Annotated in this window: 12 protein-coding genes and 2 riboswitches; of the genes, 7 read left to right on the forward strand and 5 right to left on the reverse strand. The window is 61.2% G+C overall.

What is annotated here, in order from left to right:
• Positions 1–197: 197 nt before the first annotated feature.
• From gcvP to gcvT, 3 genes are all read right to left on the reverse strand, one after another.
• Entirely contained in the window at positions 198–3104 is a 2907-nt protein-coding gene (gene gcvP, locus ACQ4V8_RS12525; protein ID WP_436571574.1) for an aminomethyl-transferring glycine dehydrogenase, read from the reverse strand.
• A 112-nt stretch (positions 3105–3216) separates the two neighbouring features.
• Positions 3217–3597 (reverse strand): glycine cleavage system protein GcvH, encoded by a 381-nt coding sequence (gene gcvH, locus ACQ4V8_RS12530; protein ID WP_010397595.1) that lies wholly within the window; start codon positions 3595–3597, stop codon positions 3217–3219.
• A gap of 69 nt (positions 3598–3666) precedes the next feature.
• Positions 3667–4788 carry a glycine cleavage system aminomethyltransferase GcvT gene (gene gcvT, locus ACQ4V8_RS12535; protein ID WP_010397596.1) on the reverse strand — a complete coding sequence of 374 codons (1122 nt, stop codon included), beginning with the start codon at positions 4786–4788 and terminating at the stop codon, positions 3667–3669.
• 73 nt (positions 4789–4861) lie between these two features.
• Positions 4862–4968, reverse strand: a riboswitch (glycine riboswitch).
• Positions 4969–4995: 27 nt separating this feature from the next.
• Positions 4996–5082: riboswitch (glycine riboswitch) on the reverse strand.
• A 179-nt stretch (positions 5083–5261) separates the two neighbouring features.
• On the opposite strand from gcvT, the gene ACQ4V8_RS12540 reads away from it, so the two are divergent.
• The 7 genes from ACQ4V8_RS12540 (at position 5262) to def (ending at position 15383) form a co-directional block, all read left to right on the forward strand.
• Positions 5262–5882, forward strand: a complete 621-nt coding sequence (locus ACQ4V8_RS12540; protein WP_436571575.1) for an ATP-dependent Clp protease proteolytic subunit — start codon at positions 5262–5264, stop codon at positions 5880–5882.
• Between the two features lie 149 nt (positions 5883–6031).
• Positions 6032–6667: a phosphatase PAP2 family protein gene (locus ACQ4V8_RS12545; protein WP_436571576.1), complete on the forward strand. Its 636-nt coding sequence runs from the start codon at positions 6032–6034 to the stop codon at positions 6665–6667.
• 189 nt (positions 6668–6856) lie between these two features.
• Positions 6857–10384: a chromosome segregation protein SMC gene (smc, locus tag ACQ4V8_RS12550; protein ID WP_436571577.1), complete on the forward strand. Its 3528-nt coding sequence runs from the start codon at positions 6857–6859 to the stop codon at positions 10382–10384.
• A complete protein-coding gene (locus ACQ4V8_RS12555) occupies positions 10381–11547 on the forward strand; it encodes a cell division protein ZipA C-terminal FtsZ-binding domain-containing protein (RefSeq protein WP_436571578.1) in 1167 nt (388 codons plus the stop codon). The genes smc and ACQ4V8_RS12555 overlap by 4 nt, the downstream gene beginning before the upstream one ends.
• Positions 11548–11561: 14 nt before the next feature.
• Complete coding sequence (ligA, locus tag ACQ4V8_RS12560; protein WP_436571579.1) at positions 11562–13922, forward strand: NAD-dependent DNA ligase LigA; 2361 nt, start codon at positions 11562–11564, stop codon at positions 13920–13922.
• A 34-nt stretch (positions 13923–13956) separates the two neighbouring features.
• Positions 13957–14850: a UTP--glucose-1-phosphate uridylyltransferase GalU gene (gene galU, locus ACQ4V8_RS12565; RefSeq protein ID WP_010397607.1), complete on the forward strand. Its 894-nt coding sequence runs from the start codon at positions 13957–13959 to the stop codon at positions 14848–14850.
• On the forward strand, positions 14847–15383 hold the full coding sequence (def, locus tag ACQ4V8_RS12570) for a peptide deformylase (protein ID WP_010397608.1): 537 nt from the start codon (positions 14847–14849) through the stop codon (positions 15381–15383). Before galU ends, def begins: the two co-directional genes overlap by 4 nt.
• 86 nt (positions 15384–15469) lie before the next feature.
• On the opposite strand, the gene ACQ4V8_RS12575 is transcribed toward def, so the two are convergent.
• Together ACQ4V8_RS12575 and ACQ4V8_RS12580 are read right to left on the reverse strand one after the other, a co-directional pair.
• Positions 15470–16234, reverse strand: coding sequence for a flagellar brake protein (locus ACQ4V8_RS12575; RefSeq protein WP_010397609.1), 765 nt, complete (start codon positions 16232–16234; stop codon positions 15470–15472).
• Positions 16235–16383: 149 nt separating this feature from the next.
• Positions 16384–17133, reverse strand: a complete 750-nt coding sequence (locus ACQ4V8_RS12580) for a pseudouridine synthase (protein ID WP_010397610.1) — start codon at positions 17131–17133, stop codon at positions 16384–16386.
• Positions 17134–17169 lie beyond the last annotated feature (36 nt).

Here is a 17169-nt window from a genome sequence, read left to right on the forward strand (position 1 = left end):
AGCTGATCATCGGCGCCATGATGCGCAAGCTGGTGCACGTGGCATTCGGCGTGCTCAGGTCAGGAAAAATATTTGATCCGACCTTGCACGCCGCTTGACGGGGATAACAGTATCTACCCTTGCGGGCATGAAAAAAGGCAGGCCGTCTGGCCTGCCTTCCTGTCGCTGGCACGCCCGCCTAAGCGGGCGCGTGGCGTTTACTCTTCTTCGTACGAGCTGATCGGGGCGCAGCCGCAGAACAGGTTGCGGTCGCCGTACACGTTGTCGGCACGGCCGACCGGTGGCCAGTATTTGCGCTGGCGCAGCGAAGCGACGGGGTAGGCCGCGACCTCGCGGCTGTACTTGCGTTCCCAGTTGTTCGACAGCAATACCTGCGCCGTGTGCGGCGCATGCTTCAGCGGGTTGTCGTCGTGGTCGAATTCACCGCTGGCGACCTTGGCGATTTCGGCCCGGATGGCAATCATGGCATCGATGAAGCGGTCGATTTCCACTTTCGATTCGCTTTCCGTCGGCTCGATCATCAGCGTGCCCGGCACGGGGAAGCTCATGGTCGGCGCATGGAAGCCGAAGTCCATCAGGCGCTTGGCCACGTCTTCGTTGCTGATGCCGGTGGCGTCCGTGATCGGGCGCAGGTCGAGGATGCACTCGTGCGCGACCAGGCCGTCGTGGCCCGTGTACAGCACCGGGTAGTGCGGTGCCAGACGACGCGCGATGTAGTTCGCTGCCAAAATCGCCGTCTCGGTCGCCGCCGTCAAGCCTTCTGCGCCCATCATCGCGATATACATCCACGAAATCGGCAGGATGCTGGCCGAGCCGAATGGCGCGGCGCTGACGGCGCCGATGCCTGCATCGGCCGCGTCGCGTCGGTAGCCGGTAGAGCGCTGGTTCGGCAGGAACTTCGCCAGGTGGGCGCCCACGCCGATCGGGCCGACGCCGGGTCCGCCGCCGCCGTGCGGGATGCAGAAGGTCTTGTGCAGGTTCAGGTGTGACACATCGCCGCCAAACGAGCCAGGAGCGGCCACGCCGACCAGCGCGTTCATGTTGGCGCCATCGATGTAGACCTGGCCGCCGTGCGAATGGATGATCTCGCACAGTTCCTGGATGCCTTCTTCAAATACGCCGTGGGTGGATGGGTAGGTGACCATCACGCAGGCCAGGTTGGCGCTGTGCTGTTCCGCTTTCGCCTTCAGGTCGGCCAAGTCCACGTTGCCATTGGCATCGCAGCTGGTGACGACCACCTGCATGCCGACCATATTGGCCGATGCGGGGTTGGTGCCGTGCGCCGACGAGGGAATCAAACAAATGTTGCGGTGGCCATCGCCGCGCGACTCGTGGTAAGCCTTGATCACCAAGAGGCCTGCGTATTCGCCTTGCGAGCCGGCGTTTGGCTGCAGCGAGACGGCCGCATAGCCCGTCAGCGCACATAGCATCTCTTCCAGTTGCGCGATCATTTCGCGGTAGCCCACGGTTTGCGCATCTGGCGCGAACGGGTGGATGTTCGAGAACTCGGGCCAGGTGACGGGGATCATTTCGCTCGTCGCGTTCAGCTTCATGGTGCACGAGCCAAGCGGGATCATGGTGCGGTCCAGCGCCAGGTCCTTGTCGGCCAGGCTGCGCAGGTAGCGCAGCATCTCGTGTTCCGAGTGGTAGCTGTTGAAGACGGGGTGGGTCAGGTAGGCGCTGGTGCGGCTCAGCTGCGCCGGCAGGGTGCTGGTCACATTCGCTTCGACGGCGTCCAGGCTTGGCGCGGCAGGCGCGTTGGCCAGGCCGTGCGCGAACACTTTCCACAGCAGCGCCATATCGTCACGCGTGGTGGTTTCATCGAGCGACACGCCGACGTGTGTGGCATCGATTTTGCGCAGGTTGACGCCATGCGCGATGGCCGTCGCGTGCAATTGCGCCGCATCGGCGACGTTGATGGTCAGGGTGTCGAAATAGCTCGCGTTGACGACGCCATAACCGAGGGTCTTCAGGTTGGCGGCCAGCACGCCCGTAAAGCGGTGCACGCGCTGGGCGATCTTCAGCAAGCCGGCGGGGCCGTGGTAGACGGCGTACATCGAAGCCATTACGGCCAGCAGCACTTGCGCCGTGCAGATGTTGGATGTGGCTTTTTCGCGGCGGATATGCTGTTCGCGCGTTTGCAGGGCCAGGCGATATGCCTTGTTGCCTTGCGCATCGACGGTCACGCCGACCAGGCGGCCCGACATGCTGCGCTTGAATTCATCGCGCGTGGACAAATAGCCGGCATGCGGGCCGCCGAAGCCGAGCGGTACGCCAAAGCGCTGGCTGTTGCCGACGACAACGTCTGCACCCCATTCGCCCGGTGGCGTAAGCATGGTCAGGGCCAGCAGGTCGGCCGCGACGATGACCATGGCGCCATTCGCGTGCAGTTTTTCCACGCCGGCGCGGTAATCGCGCACGACACCGTTGACGCCAGGGTATTGCAGCAGCACGCCGAAGCAAGCGTCCAGCGATTCGATTTCCGCAGGGTTGAAGGTACGCACTTCGATGCCGATCGGCTGGGCGCGCGTCTGCACCACTTCCAGCGTTTGCGGCAGAACGTCATTGGCCACGTACAGCACGGTCGACTTCGACTTGCCCACGCGCTGGATCAAGGTCATCGCTTCGGCCGCGGCCGTGCCTTCGTCCAGCATCGAAGCATTCGAGATGCCCATGCCGGTGAGGTCCGTGATCACTTGCTGGAAGTTCAGGATCGCCTCCAGGCGGCCTTGCGAAATCTCGGGCTGGTATGGCGTGTACGCCGTATACCAGGCGGGGTTTTCAAAGATGTTGCGCAGTACGACGCCAGGCGTAAAGGTGTTGTAATAACCCTGGCCAATCAGCGATTTCAATACCTGGTTCTTGCCGGCGATGGCTTTCAGGCGTGACAAGGCTTCCTGTTCCGGCATCGGCTGCGAGTAGGCGCCCAATGGCAGGGTGCCCTTGTTGCGGATGTTGGCCGGCACCAGGGCATCGATCAGCGCGGCGCGCGATGGATAGCCGAGGCTCGCCAGCATGGCTTGCTGTTCGGTGGAAGAGGGGCCGATGTGGCGGGCGATGAAGGCATCGCGTGCTTCGAGTTGGGTCAGGCTGGTGCGGGTCATGATATAGAGGCCAAAAAAGACTGAAAAACCGGAATGCGGCGCGCGGGCGCTGCTGTAATTTGTTGCAACCAAAGCAAACGGGCCGCAAACGCGGCCCGTGAATCACACGCGATTAAGCGCTGGTGGTGGCGCCATAGGCGGCAGCGTCGAGCAAGCCGTCCAGGGCCGACACGTCCGCTGGCTTGATCTTGAACAGCCAGTTGGCATAGGCATCGGCGTTGATCGACTCTGGCGAGTTGACGACGTCGTCGTTGACGGCTACAACTTCGCCGGCCACTGGCGCGTAGATGTCGCTCGCTGCCTTGACCGATTCCACCACGGCGGCGTCGTCGCCGGCACCATAGGTATTGCCCACGTCAGGCAGTTCGACGAAGACGATGTCGCCCAGGGCGTCCTGCGCGTACTCGGTGATGCCGACGGTGACGGTACCGTCGCCTTCAAGGCGTACCCATTCGTGGGAAGCGGTGTACTTCAGGTCTGCAGGAATGTTCATGTGTGGCTCCAGAGGGTAAGTGTTCGTTATTGATGATGTTTGTTCGGTCTTGCGGGCGGCTCTAATCGCTTACGCAGCCAGGATTTTACCGTTGCGCACGAAAGGCAGCTTGACGACGGAGGCGGCCAGTTGCTTGCCGCGGATTTCCACATGCACCGTGTCGCCCACGTTCACGCCGTTGGGCACGCGCGCCAGGGCGATCGCCTCTTGCATGGTCGGGCTGAAAGTGCCGCTGGTGATTTCGCCCTTGGCATCGGTGCCGGCGATGATGACTTGTTGATGGGCGCGCAGCACGCCGCCTTTTTCGCGCAGGATCAGGCCGACGAATTGCGCATTCTGGCCTTGGGCCAGCAGGGCAGCCTTGCCGCTGAAGTCGCGCTCGCTGACGAGGTCGATGGTCCAGGCCAGGCCTGCGTCGAGCGGGTTGACGCTTTCATCCATGTCCTGGCCGTACAGGTTCATGCCCGCTTCCAGGCGCAGGGTGTCGCGCGCACCCAAGCCGGCCGGCTTGACGCCAGCGGCGATCAATGCATTCCACAGCGCTTCCACCTGGCTGGCCGATACGCCGATTTCGAAACCGTCTTCGCCCGTGTAGCCGGTGCGTGCCAGCATGACTTCGCCGAAGGCCGTGTCCTTGACGATGACGACGTTGAAGGGCTTGATGGCTTCGGACGCGGCTTGCGTTTCCGGCAGTACTTGCCACACCTTGGCGCGCGCGTTCGGGCCTTGCACGGCCACCAGGGCCATGGCGTCATGGCCATCGCGGCGCTCGGTGATCGTCAGGGCGCTGTGAGTGTTTGTATTTTGCTGCTGCATCCAGGCCACGTCTTTTTCCGCCGTGCCCGCGTTGACGACCAGGCGGAACCAGTTTTCATTGAAGAAGTAGACGATCAAGTCATCGATGACGGTGCCTTCGGCATTCAACATGCACGAGTACAGGGCCTTGCCCGATACTTGCAGCTTGTCCACGTTATTGGCCAGCAAGCCGCGCAAAAAAGCGCGTACGTTGGGGCCCTCGATATCGACCACGCACATATGGGATACGTCGAACATGCCGGCATCGCCGCGTACGGCGTTGTGCTCTTCGATTTGCGAGCCGTAGTTGACGGGCATGTCCCAGCCGCCGAAATCGACCATGCGGGCGCCGAGGGCACGGTGGGCGTTGTTGAGTGGGGTCGCTTTGAGCGTCATGGATTCCTCGGGACGAAGGTAAAGGGGGAAGTTAACAGAACACGCTAGCCAAACACGGCTTTCTGGCGTGATCACTGACCCCCCTGTCCTTGATACCTGAGAGATTACGGGGGGCTTGCCCCGTGCGCCCCTTCGGTGGGCCGCCGGCAATAGCCGCGGCCGCTCTCCAGAGTTGAGCTAAATATGTCGCCAAAGCAACAACTTTAGTCCGCCTGATCGGTCCTTTTGCCTGAGAGTTTTTGGGTAGTGCCCCTTCGGCGGCAACGCTGGGTTGCCCTCTCCCGATCAAGTGTGAAGAATATATGCCAGCAGGGGTATTCTGTCAATCTGTAAAGACGTGCTCCGGAAGCTGCAATTGCGCGGCAGAGGTGCCTGTCGACGGGCTTGGCGGCGCCGTCATCGCGTGCAAGTGCGCGTCACCTCGTGGCGCAATGGGCTATGATGAAATTCGGGCTTTCTTGCGGGTGGCTGACATGAACACAATACAAAGCGAGACATACAGTAACACTGACAATAACATCGACAACAACACCGACAACAACACCGAGAACAACACCGGGCAGCACGCTTACTTCACCCTCTCGGGCGACGTCAACAGTGACATGGTGCGGCGCGTCTTCGACGCCGCAGCCGACATGACGGAAGACAAGCTCAGCGTCGCGCACATCCTGATTCAGTCGAATGGCGGTTATGTCAGCGACGGCATCTGTCTGTACAACTTTCTCAGCAAGTTGCCGTTTGACATCATTACCTACAACGCAGGGGCCGTGGCGTCCATTGCCGTCACGCTGTTTCTGGCCGGGCGGCAGCGCCATGCCAGCGAGACGGCGCGCTTCATGGTGCACAAATCGCATGCCACGGCGTCGCCCGGTTCGCGCCCCGACGCGCTCAGCATCATCGTCGAAGGCTTGCGCGCCGACGACATGCGCACCGAGCGCATCCTGCGCGACCATGTCAACCTGACGCAAGAGCAATGGCAGGTGCATACCTATTCCGACTTGCACCTGACGGCGGCCCAGGCGCTGCAAGTGGGCATGATCGAATCGATCCGCGACTTTGCGCCGCCCAAGGGCAAGCGCTTGACAAATATCTGACGCGTGTGCAGCAGCTGCGCAGCGCCTAGTTCCGCTGCGGAAATTTTGTAATCGAATGTAATTCTTTGCTGCAGCACAGCAAAAAGCCGCGCGAAACACGGCGCAGTCGTGGCATAGTGCAAGCTGATCATGAAATAAGTGCAGCGACGATGACTTGGTGGAATGGAATTTCTTTTGCGGCCGACATGTCCGTGATGGGGCCGGCTGGCGCGGCGATTGCCCTGTGGCTGCTGGTGTCGCGCCAGTGGCGCCTGGTGCTCAGCTGGAGCCTTTGGTATGGCGGTGGCTTGGCCCTCGTGGTGCTGTCGAAGCTGGCCTTCATGAGCTGGGGTGTGGGCAGCAGCGCGCTCGACTTTACTGGCTTCAGCGGTCACGCCATGCGTGCCGGCGCCGTGTTTCCGGTGCTGATGTATGTGCTGTTGCAGCGCGCCGAAGCGCGCTGGCGCCATGCCGGCGTGCTGGTCGGCGTGGCGTTTGCCGTGCTGGTGGGCATTTCGCGCGTAGTCGTACATGCACACAGCGTATCGGAAGCGGTCAGTGGCTGCGTGCTGGGTCTGGCAATGGCGCTGGGCTTCATCTGGACTGCCCGTGGCGCCGTCAATATCGCCGTCAGCCACGCGCTGGCGCTGGTCAGTCTGGTACTGATGGTGGTGCTGAGCTTCAAGGCCGAGCCCATGCCGACCGAGCAGTGGCTGCAAGAGCTGGCCAAGTTGCTGTCAGGTCACGAGCACGTTTTTTCCCGCGACGATTGGAAACTCGCACACGATCGCCGCCCGGTCCCTTAACTTGGCGCCAGCTGGCCAGCTGCCATTTGACGCTGTTGTTTTTTGGCCAGAAAAGCATCAGGAAATGGTATGATGAAGCACTTTTTTTCGGTGAGCGGCCAGGCTGCCATCGCCATGGCGAATATGAACTGATTATGCGCCCGCTTCGCCGATCTCAACCGCCAGCATAGGCCAGGAACTCTAAAACACGTGCGTCTCTCTTCCATCAAGTTGTCGGGATTTAAGTCTTTCGTCGATCCCACCAATTTCCAGGTGCCAGGCCAGCTCGTGGGCGTGGTTGGGCCCAATGGCTGTGGCAAGTCGAATATCATCGACGCCGTGCGCTGGGTGCTGGGCGAATCGAAAGCATCCGAATTGCGCGGCGAGTCGATGCAGGACGTCATCTTCAACGGCTCCACCCACCGCAAGCCAGCCGGGCGCGCTTCCGTGGAGCTGGTGTTCGACAATAACGATGGCAAGGCGTCCGGCCAGTGGGGCCAGTACGCCGAGATCGCCGTCAAGCGCACCCTGACGCGCGACGGCACCTCCACCTATTACATCAATGGCCAGCCCGTGCGCCGGCGCGACATCCAGGATATTTTCCTCGGTACGGGCCTCGGTCCGCGCGCCTACGCCATCATCGGCCAGGGCATGATTTCGCGCATCATCGAATCGCGCCCTGAAGAATTGCGTGTCTTCCTCGAAGAAGCGGCCGGTGTGTCGAAATACAAGGAGCGTCGCCGCGAGACGGAAAACCGCTTGCACGATACGCGTGAGAATTTGTTGCGCGTGGAAGATATTTTGCGCGAACTTAATGCCAACCTGGAAAAGCTCGAAGCGCAGGCGGCCGTTGCCACCCGCTTCCACACCCTGCAGGCGGACCAGGAAGAAAAGCAGAAACTCTTGTGGCTACTGCGCAAGAATGAGGCGCACAACGAGCAGACGCGCTATGCCCGTGAGGTCGAACAGGCACAGACGGATCTGGAAGAGCAGACGGCCAAGCTGCGCAACGTGGAATTGACACTCGAGCAGATGCGCCAGGCGCACTTTGCCGTCGGAGACCGTTTACATACGGCGCAGGGCCATCTGTATCAGACGAATGCGGAAATCGGCAGCCTGGAAGCGCAGATCAAGTTCGTCATCGAATCGCGCGCCCGCCTGCAGGCCCAGCTAGCCACCTTGACGGCCCAGCGCGACCAATGGAGCAGCCAAGGCGACGAGTACCAGGAGCAGATCGAAGAGGCGCAATTTCACCTCGAAGAGCTCGCTGCCAAGGTTGAGCAAGCGCAAATGATGGCCGAACAGAAGGGCGAGCAATTGCCCGAGCTGGACGCGGCCTGGCGCGCGGCGCAGAACAAGAGCACGGAATCGCGTGCGCGCATCATGCAGGCCCAGCAGCAGCTGGAACTGGAATCGGCGCACCAGCGCAACGCCTCGAACATCCTGGCCAGCCTGTTGACGCGCCGCGAGCGCTTGCAGCAGGAAAAAAATAGCTTGAGCCTGCCCGATAGCAGCCATCTGGAAAACCTGAAGCTGCAACTGGAAGAGAAGCAGCAAACCCTGGAAGAACAGGGTTTCTATCTGGAAGAGGCTTTGGAGCAGCAGCCCAAGCTGGAGCAGGAACGGGCCGCAGCGCAGGCGCAAGTCAATGCCGAAACAAACGCTAACGCCCAGCTCGAAGCGCGTCTTTCTGCTTTGAAACAATTGCAGGAACGCGTGCAGACCCAGGGCAAGGTGCAGCCATGGCTGAAAAAGCACGAACTCGACACCTTGCCGCGCCTGTGGCAAAAGCTGCAGATCGAGGCGGGCTGGGAAGCGGCCATGGAGTCGATCCTGCGCGAGCGCACGTCGGCCTTGCAGCTGTCAAATATCGATTGGGCCAAGGCCTTTTTTGCCGATGCGCCGCCGGCCAAGCTGGCCCTGTACGCGCCGTCGACGGTGGCGCCGCTGCCCGTGGCGGAAGTGGCGGGACTGAAACCGTTCCTGAACTTGCTCAAACTCAACGATCCGGGTTTGCGCGGCTTGCTGCAAGATTGGCTGCACAATGCCTATGCCGTGGAAGACGCGGCCGAAGCGCTGGCCGAACGTGCCAAGTTGCCGCCAGGCGGCTATTTTGTCACCAGGCTTGGACATGTGGTGACGGCTTCCAGCGTGCGTTTCTATGCTGCCGATTCTGAGCAGGAAGGCATGTTGGGGCGCCAGCAGGAAATCGAGAATATAGGCAAACAATTGCGCGCCCAGCAATTGCTCGCCGAAGAGGCGCGCGCCCGAGCCGTGCGGGCCGATGCTGCCGTCGCCAGCCTCACGCGTAATCTCTCGGACTTGCGCTTGCGCATACAGCAACTGACGTCTGCCGTGCATACGCTGCAACTCGATGTGGTGAAATTGTCGGAAGTCGAAGCGCGCTTCAACCAGCGCAGCACGCAGATCGGCGCTGACCTGTTTGAAATCGCCGCGCAGGAAGCCGAACAGATGCAGGCCAAGCTGGAATCGGAAGAGAAATTCGAACAGCTGGACATGGAACTGGGCAACTTGCAGGAAGCTCACGAAGACGGCCATACCGACTTTTTGCGCAAGGAACAGCTTTTGTCCGAAGCGCGCGAAGCCTTGCGCGACCTGGAGCGAAACGCCAAGGACACGGAATACGCAGAAAAAGCCCAGCGCGCCAAGATCGAGGAATTGCGCCGCAATATCGCCACGGCAAGCACGCAGGCACAGCAAGTGACGGCCAGCCTGCAGGCGGGCGAACTGGAGCTGGCCAACCTGGAAAGCGGCGCCGCCGCCGATGGCTTGCAGGACTTGCTCGAGCGCCGCACCACGCAGGAGCGGGCGCTGGCGGACGCGCGCCATGAACTGGACCAGATCACCCAGCAGCTGCGCCTGTCCGAAGATGCGCGCACGCAATCGGAGCGCAGCTTGCAGCCGCAGCGCGACAAGATCATGGAAATGCAGCTCAAGGAGCAAGCCGCGCGTCTGAACCAGGAGCAATTCGCCCAGCAATTGCTGGAATCGGGCGCCGATGAAGCGCTGCTGACGGAAAAGTTGCATCCGGACATGCGGCTCTCGTATCTGCAGGGCGAAGTCACGCGCCTGACGAACGCCATCACGGGCCTGGGCGCCGTCAACCTGGCTGCGCTGGACGAATTGGCACAGGCATCCGAGCGCAAGAATTTCCTCGACGCTCAAAATGCCGACCTGACGGAAGCGATCAACACCCTGGAAGACGCGATCCACAAGATCGACAAGGAAACGCGCGACTTGCTGCAAGATACGTTCGACAAGGTCAACCACCACTTTTCCGAGCTGTTTCCCATCCTCTTTGGTGGCGGGCAGGCCAAGCTGACCATGACGGGCGACGAAATTCTCGATTCCGGTGTACAAGTCATGGCGCAGCCTCCCGGCAAGAAAAATGCCACCATTCACCTGTTGTCCGGTGGAGAGAAGGCGCTGACGGCGACCGCATTGGTGTTTTCCATGTTCCGCCTCAATCCTGCGCCGTTCTGCCTGCTCGACGAAGTCGATGCGCCGCTCGATGATTCGAACACGGAACGCTTTTGCCGCATGGTCAAGCGCATGTCCGACCAGACCCAATTCCTTTTCATTTCGCATAACAAGATTGCGATGGAAATGGCCCATCAATTGATCGGTGTGACGATGCAGGAGCAGGGCGTATCGCGCATCGTGGCGGTGGACATGGAGTCCGCCGCAAATTTTGCTACCGAGGCACAAGCAGCATGACAGACTTACAAATTACCTTGTTCGGCGCCGGCGGCGTCTTTATCGTCGGTGTTTTTTCGTATAACAAATGGCAAGAATACAAGGCCAAGAAAAGTGTGGAACGGGCCTTTTCCACCGACCACGATGACGTGCTGATGCGCGAGGGCGAGGCGCCAGCGGCGCAGGCACAGGAACCGGTCTTGCGCCAGGAGCCGCGCTTTGACGCTGCACCCAACGCCAAGGCCGAACCGTCGTTTGGTGCGTCGCCAGCGGCCGTTGTAACGGATGCGCCCGTACACGCGGAACCGTCGCTAGGCGATACCCCGGCCGAGCCGCTCCTTGCAACAGGCGCCGAGCCGGTGCAAGAAGTGAGCACCGCCAGCGAGCAGGCGACCAGCCTGGTCGACCCGCTGATCGATTGTTTGTTGCCCCTGTCGCTGGAAGCGCCCGTGCGCGGCGAGAAGATTTTGCCGGTGCTGCAAACTCTGCGCCTGGTGGGCAACAAGCCCGTGCATTTCATCGGCTTGCACGTCAATGGCGACTGGGAACCGATCACGCATGGTGGTGTGTATACCAAGATGCAGGGCGGCGTGCAGTTGGCCAGCCGCAGCACGGCCTTGAATGAACTGGAATACTCGGAATTGGTCACGCGCTTGCGTGTCGTGGCCGACGAGATCGGCGCCGAACCGGAAGTGCCCGACATGATGGAAGTGATGGCCGAAGCGCGCAATCTGCATCGCTTTGTCGCCGGTCACGATGCCCAGCTGGGCGTCAACCTGCACACGAACGGTGCACCGTGGGCCATGTCGACCCTGCTCTTCGCCCTGGAAAAGCAAGGCTTTGACGTGCGTCCTGACGGCCGTTTCGTCATGCCCGATGGTGACGGCAGCTATCTGTTCTCGCTGTCGACAAATGTCACTCTGGCCGAGGAAACCACGCCCCGCTTGACCCTGTTGCTCGACGTGCCGTGCGTGGCGCCTGCACGCGACGCTTTCGGCGCCATGGTTGCCTGCGCCAAAGCGCTGGTGGGCCGCCTCGACGCCACCATCGTCGACGATTACAACCAGGCCCTGTCGGACGCGGCACTGGCCGAGATCGCCGGCCAGGTGCAAGAGTTTTACCAGGAAATGGAAGCGGCCGATATTGCGGCCGGCTCCACCCGCGCCCTGCGTTTATTTAGCTGAAGAATCGCGTAACAATGACTGATCCGACTAACCAGGACGCCGCCCAGCGCGTCCTGGCACTCACTGCCGAACTCAATCGGCACCTGCACGCCTACCACGTGCTCGACAATCCCACCATCCCCGACGCCGAGTACGACCAGTTGTTTGTCGAACTGCAGGCGCTGGAAGCGGCCCATCCGCACTTGCGCACGCCCGATTCGCCCACTTTGCGCATCGGCGCAGCACCGTTGCCGCAATTCGAGCAAGTCACGCACGCCGTGCCGATGCTGTCGCTGAACAATGGTTTCTCCGACGACGATATCGTCAATTTCGACCGCCGCGTGCGCGAAGGCCTGGACCTTGATGGTGCAGGAGTCGATTACGCCGCCGAAGTGAAATTCGATGGCCTGGCCATCAACCTGCGCTATGAAAACGGTTTGTTCGTGCAGGCGGCCACGCGCGGCGATGGCGCCACGGGCGAGGACGTGACGGCCAATATCCGCACCATCGCTGGCATTCCACTGCGCCTGCAGGGCGACAAGATTCCCGCCGTGCTCGATGTGCGCGGCGAAGTGATGATGTTCAAGGCCGATTTCGCCCGCCTGAACGAACGCCAGCGTGTGGCGGGGCACAAGGAGTTCGCCAACCCTCGCAATGCTGCGGCCGGCAGCCTGCGCCAGCTCGATTCGCGCATCACGGCACAGCGCAAGCTGCGTTTTTATGCTTACGGCATCGGCGCCCTTGATGGCGCCGTCATGCCACTGTCGCATTCGGCCTTGCTGGACTGGTACGACACCCTGGGTATTCCCGTGTCGAAGGAACGCAAGGTGGTGCAGGGTGCGCAGGGCTTGCTGGCATACTACGCCGATATCGGCGCGCGCCGTCCCGCCTTGCCCTATGAAATCGACGGTGTGGTCTACAAGGTCAACGCGACGCAAGACCAGCAGGCGCTGGGCTTTGTGTCGCGCGCGCCGCGTTTTGCGCTGGCGCACAAGTTTCCCGCCGAAGAGGCGCTGACGCTGGTGCTGGGCATCGATATTCAGGTTGGCCGCACGGGCGCCATGACCCCCGTGGCGCGCCTGGCGCCCGTGTCGGTCGGCGGCGTGACGGTGACCAACGCCACCTTGCACAATGCAGACGAAGTGCTGCGCAAGGATGTGCGCGTGGGCGACACTGTCGTCGTGCGCCGTGCCGGCGATGTGATCCCGGAAGTGCTGTCCGTGGTGCTCGACAAGCGCCCCGAACCGGCGCCGCTGCCGTTCAAGATGCTGGAACGCTGCCCTGTCTGCGATTCCCACGTGGTGCGCGAAGAGGGCGAGGCGATTGCGCGCTGCTCGGGTGGCCTGTTCTGCTCGGCGCAGCGCAAGGAAGCGTTCCGCCATTTCGCGGGCCGCCGCATGATGGATATCGAAGGCCTAGGGGAACGTTACATCGATACCCTGGTCGAACTGGAATATGTGCATGGTCTGGCCGACTTGTACCGGCTGACGCTCGATAGCCTGCTGGAAATGAAAGTGCGCGCCGACGAGCGCGATGCTTCGACGCCAGAAACAGTGCAACAAGGCAAGATTCCCACGAAATGGGCGGAAAACTTGCTGGCAGGCATACAGGCGAGCAAGCGTCCGCCGCTCGAGCGTTTCCTGTTCGCGCTGGGCATCCGCCACGTGGGTGAATCGACGGCCAAGACCCTGGCCGAATGGCTCGGTAGCCTCGACTATGTGCGCCGTGCGCCGGCGGCCTTGCTGCGCGTGCTGCCCGATATTGGCGGTACCGTGGCCGAGTCGATTGCCGATTTCTTTGCCGAAGAAAAGAACCAGCAGGCGCTGCAGGCATTGCTGGACGCTGGCGTCACGCCGCAGGGTGAACACGCGCCCAGTGCCAAGTTGCGCACGCAGCTCGAGCAGACCACGCTGCTGGCCGCCATCGGCATCCCCAAGCTCACGCAAGCGCGCAGCAAACAGCTGGTGGAGCGGGGCGTGACCCTGGACAGCCTGGCGGCGCAAGGACCCAGCTTCCACGCGGGCTTGCCTGCCGCCGTGGCGGAAGCGTTGGCGCAATGGCTGGCCGAGGCAGCGCATGTCAAGCTGCTTGTGCAATTGGACGCCCTGCGCAATGAATTACTGTCACAATTGCCTGAAATGCCAGTCTCTGGCGGCAAACTGGACGGCAAGACTTTTGTCTTGACGGGGACGTTGCCCAATATGAGCCGCGACGAAGCTGCAGAGCTGATCGAGGCGGCCGGTGGCAAGGTCAGCGGTTCGGTATCGAAGAAAACTGCTTACGTGGTGGCCGGCTCGGACGCCGGCAGCAAGCTGGCCAAGGCCGAGGAACTGGGTGTGGCCGTACTCGACGAGGCTGGCCTGCTGGCCTTGTTGGCCTTGCTGGCAAAAGACTAATCATTCAACATCTTACAGAAGCTACAGAAGACCCATGAAAAAAATTAGAAAAGCAGTCTTTCCCGTCGCTGGCCTGGGCAGCCGTTTCTTGCCTGCGACCAAGGCGCAACCGAAGGAGATGTTGCCCATTGTCGATAAACCACTGATTCAGTACGCAGTGGAGGAAGCGGTGGCGGCAGGCATCACGGAAATGATCTTCATTACGGGGCGCAACAAGCGCGCCATCGAAGACCATTTCGACACGGCCTACGAGCTGGAGTCGGAGCTGGAAGCGGCAGGCAAACGGCAGTTGCTCGACATGGTGCAAAACATCATTCCTAAGCACATCAATTGCATTTACATACGCCAGTCGGCACCGCTGGGCCTGGGGCACGCGGTGCTGTGCGCCCGTCCCGTGATCGGTGACGAACCGTTCGCGGTCTTGCTGGCCGACGATTTCATGGACGTGGAAGAGGGCGTGCGCCCGGTGCTGGCGCAAATGGCCGATGTCTTCCAGTATGAAAATTGCTCGCTGCTGGCGGTGCAGGACGTGCCGCGCGCGGAAACCAAGCAGTACGGTATCGTGTCGGCAAAAAATTATCAGCCCGACCTGGAACTGGTTTCGGCCATCGTGGAAAAACCTGCGCCCGAAGTGGCGCCATCGACCCTGGCCGTGGTGGGCCGTTATGTGTTGACCAGCCGCATCTTCGGCCACCTGGAAAATATCGGTACCGGCGCCGGTGGCGAAATCCAGTTGACGGACGGTATCGCCGCCCTGATGCGCGAAGAGCGCGTGTTGGCATATCGTTACCAAGGGCAGCGCTATGATTGCGGCTCCAAGCTTGGCTATCTGAAGGCCAGCATGGCGATGGGCATGAAACATCCGGAAACGGGCGCCGCCTTCCGTACTTACTTGCAAGAAATGCAGTCGACATTGGACGCAAAATGACCGTACGCGACATTTTGAAGATGGGCGATCCGCGCCTGCTGCGCATGGCAGAGCCAGTGCGCGACTTCGATACGCCCGAATTGCACGCCTTGATCGCCGACATGTTCGATACCATGCATGCCGCCAATGGCGCTGGCTTGGCGGCGCCGCAGATCGGCGTCAATCTGCAGTTGGTGATTTACGGCTTCAAGAATAATCTGCGCTATCCCGATGCGCCGCAAGTGCCGGAGACCGTGCTGATCAACCCTGTGCTGACGCCTCTGACGCAGCGTAAGGAAGAGGGTTTCGAGGGCTGCCTGTCCGTGCCCGGCTTGCGCGGTAGCGTGCCGCGCTGGAGCGAACTGCACTACGAAGGCGCGGACCAGTTTGGCCAGCCCATCAGCCGCGACTGCGACGGCTTCCATGCCCGCGTGGTGCAGCATGAAGTGGACCATCTGCACGGTATTTTGTATCCGATGCGTATCGTTGATTTTACGCAATTCGGCTATACCGAGGTCATGTTTCCCGATCTCGATCCGAACGACGACGACTAGGCCGCCGACATCGGGGGTCAGACCCCCGGATGCGTTAGCGCAGAGCTATGTGTTGGCGGTGTTGAGGGTCTGACCCCAGTACTCACCTAGCGCACTTTGCGGTTGCTGCCGAGGTTGTCGAGCAGGGCTTGCAATTCATCCTGCATGGCCGGCGTCAGGTTCAGGAAGCGGCAGCCGATTTGTACTTGCTCGCCCAGCAGGAAGGAGCGGAAAGTGCGCGAGAGGCGAATTTCCAGGTCGGCAATCATGACCTTGCTCGGCCCCAGTTCCAGGCGCACGCGCGACAGCTTGCGACCCACGTACAGCCCTATCGTATCGCGTGGGTGGGCGCGCATGCCGATGCCGCCGCTCGAGAAGTCATACAGCTGCAATTCATATGGCCGCCCTTCGAGCACAAACGCGGCCAGGTGGTACACGCCTAGCGGGGTTTCCAGGCGGGCCGATTCGCGTCGTTCCAGCACCAGGCAATGGCCGGGGAAGTTCGTCAGGTAGACGTTAGGGCGCCCGGGATACGCTTCCCATTCGCCGTTGACGGTAAATTGCAGCTTGGCACTCTGTACCGATGACACAAACGTGGCGCCGCCTTCGGGCAGAGTTGCGCCTTCATTGAGTTCCAGCACGAATTGCGGCAAGTCGTCGTCGACCGACAGGATGCGCGCCATGATGACATCTTCGCCGCCGGCCGGATAGATCGAGATGGCGTCACCGTTATCGGCCAGGCTGCACAGGGTTTCGCCGATATCCCACGGATCGCTCATATGGTGCGGCTTGGTGCCTGGCTCCATCGGTTCGGTGACATCTGCCAGGCTGGGTGCGCCTTTGCGCAGTGGATTGGGAATGGGATCGTTCACGACAGCGTATCTCTTTTATTCTAATGGGGAATAGTGTATAGGTTTAAGGCAATATTTACTAAGAAAATCACTATAATTGATTCTATATCACTATATTCCTGCTGCTATAAGCTGGCATGCCGCTGCGCATGCCATCTTGACGCCGTCGCTTAAAACTGTTCGTCCGCGCTCAGGTAGCGCCATTGGCCCGTTGGCAAGTCGCCCAGCTTGACCTTGCCGATGCGCACGCGTTTTAGTCCCAGCACTTTCAGGCCGACGGCTTCGCACATGCGGCGGATCTGGCGTTTCTTGCCTTCGCGCAAGGTAAAGCTCAATTGGTCTTCATTCTGCCAGCGCACCTTGGCGGGCAGCAAGGGCTTGCCGTCGAGCCACAGGCCGTGGTTGAGTCTTTTCAGCTCGCTGTCGGGCAGGGTATCGCCCTTGGTGTAGCTCACGCGCACCAGGTACTCCTTGTCGACATCGGTATCGTGGCCGATCAACTGCTTGGCCACGCGCCCATCCTGCGTCAAGACCAGCAAGCCGACAGAATCGATATCCAGACGTCCAGCGGCCACCAGGCTGCGCAGCTGGGTCGGGTGGAACTGTTCCGGGCTGCGGTCTTCCGCCCAGCGGTTTTCCGCCTTGATCAGCGCCACCGCTGGCGTGTAGCCGTCTTCGGCCTGGCCGCTGACGTAGCCGACGGGTTTGTTGATCAGCACGGTGACGCGCTTCGATTGCTCGGCTGCGGCTTGGCGTTCCACGGTAACGCGCTGGCTTGGGGTGACCTTGCTGCCCAGTTCGGACACCACTTTGCCATCGACGCGGACCCAGCCGCGCGCGATCCATTCATCGGCTTCACGGCGCGAGCACAGGCCCAGTTCGGACATGCGTTTGGACAAGCGTAATAATTCTTCGGTCATGTTGTTTCAGTTTCAGTAAGGGTAGGCGCTGCGCGC

Source organism: Janthinobacterium paucivorans, from assembly GCF_051380805.1.
GTDB lineage: Bacteria > Pseudomonadota > Gammaproteobacteria > Burkholderiales > Burkholderiaceae_D > Janthinobacterium > Janthinobacterium lividum_D.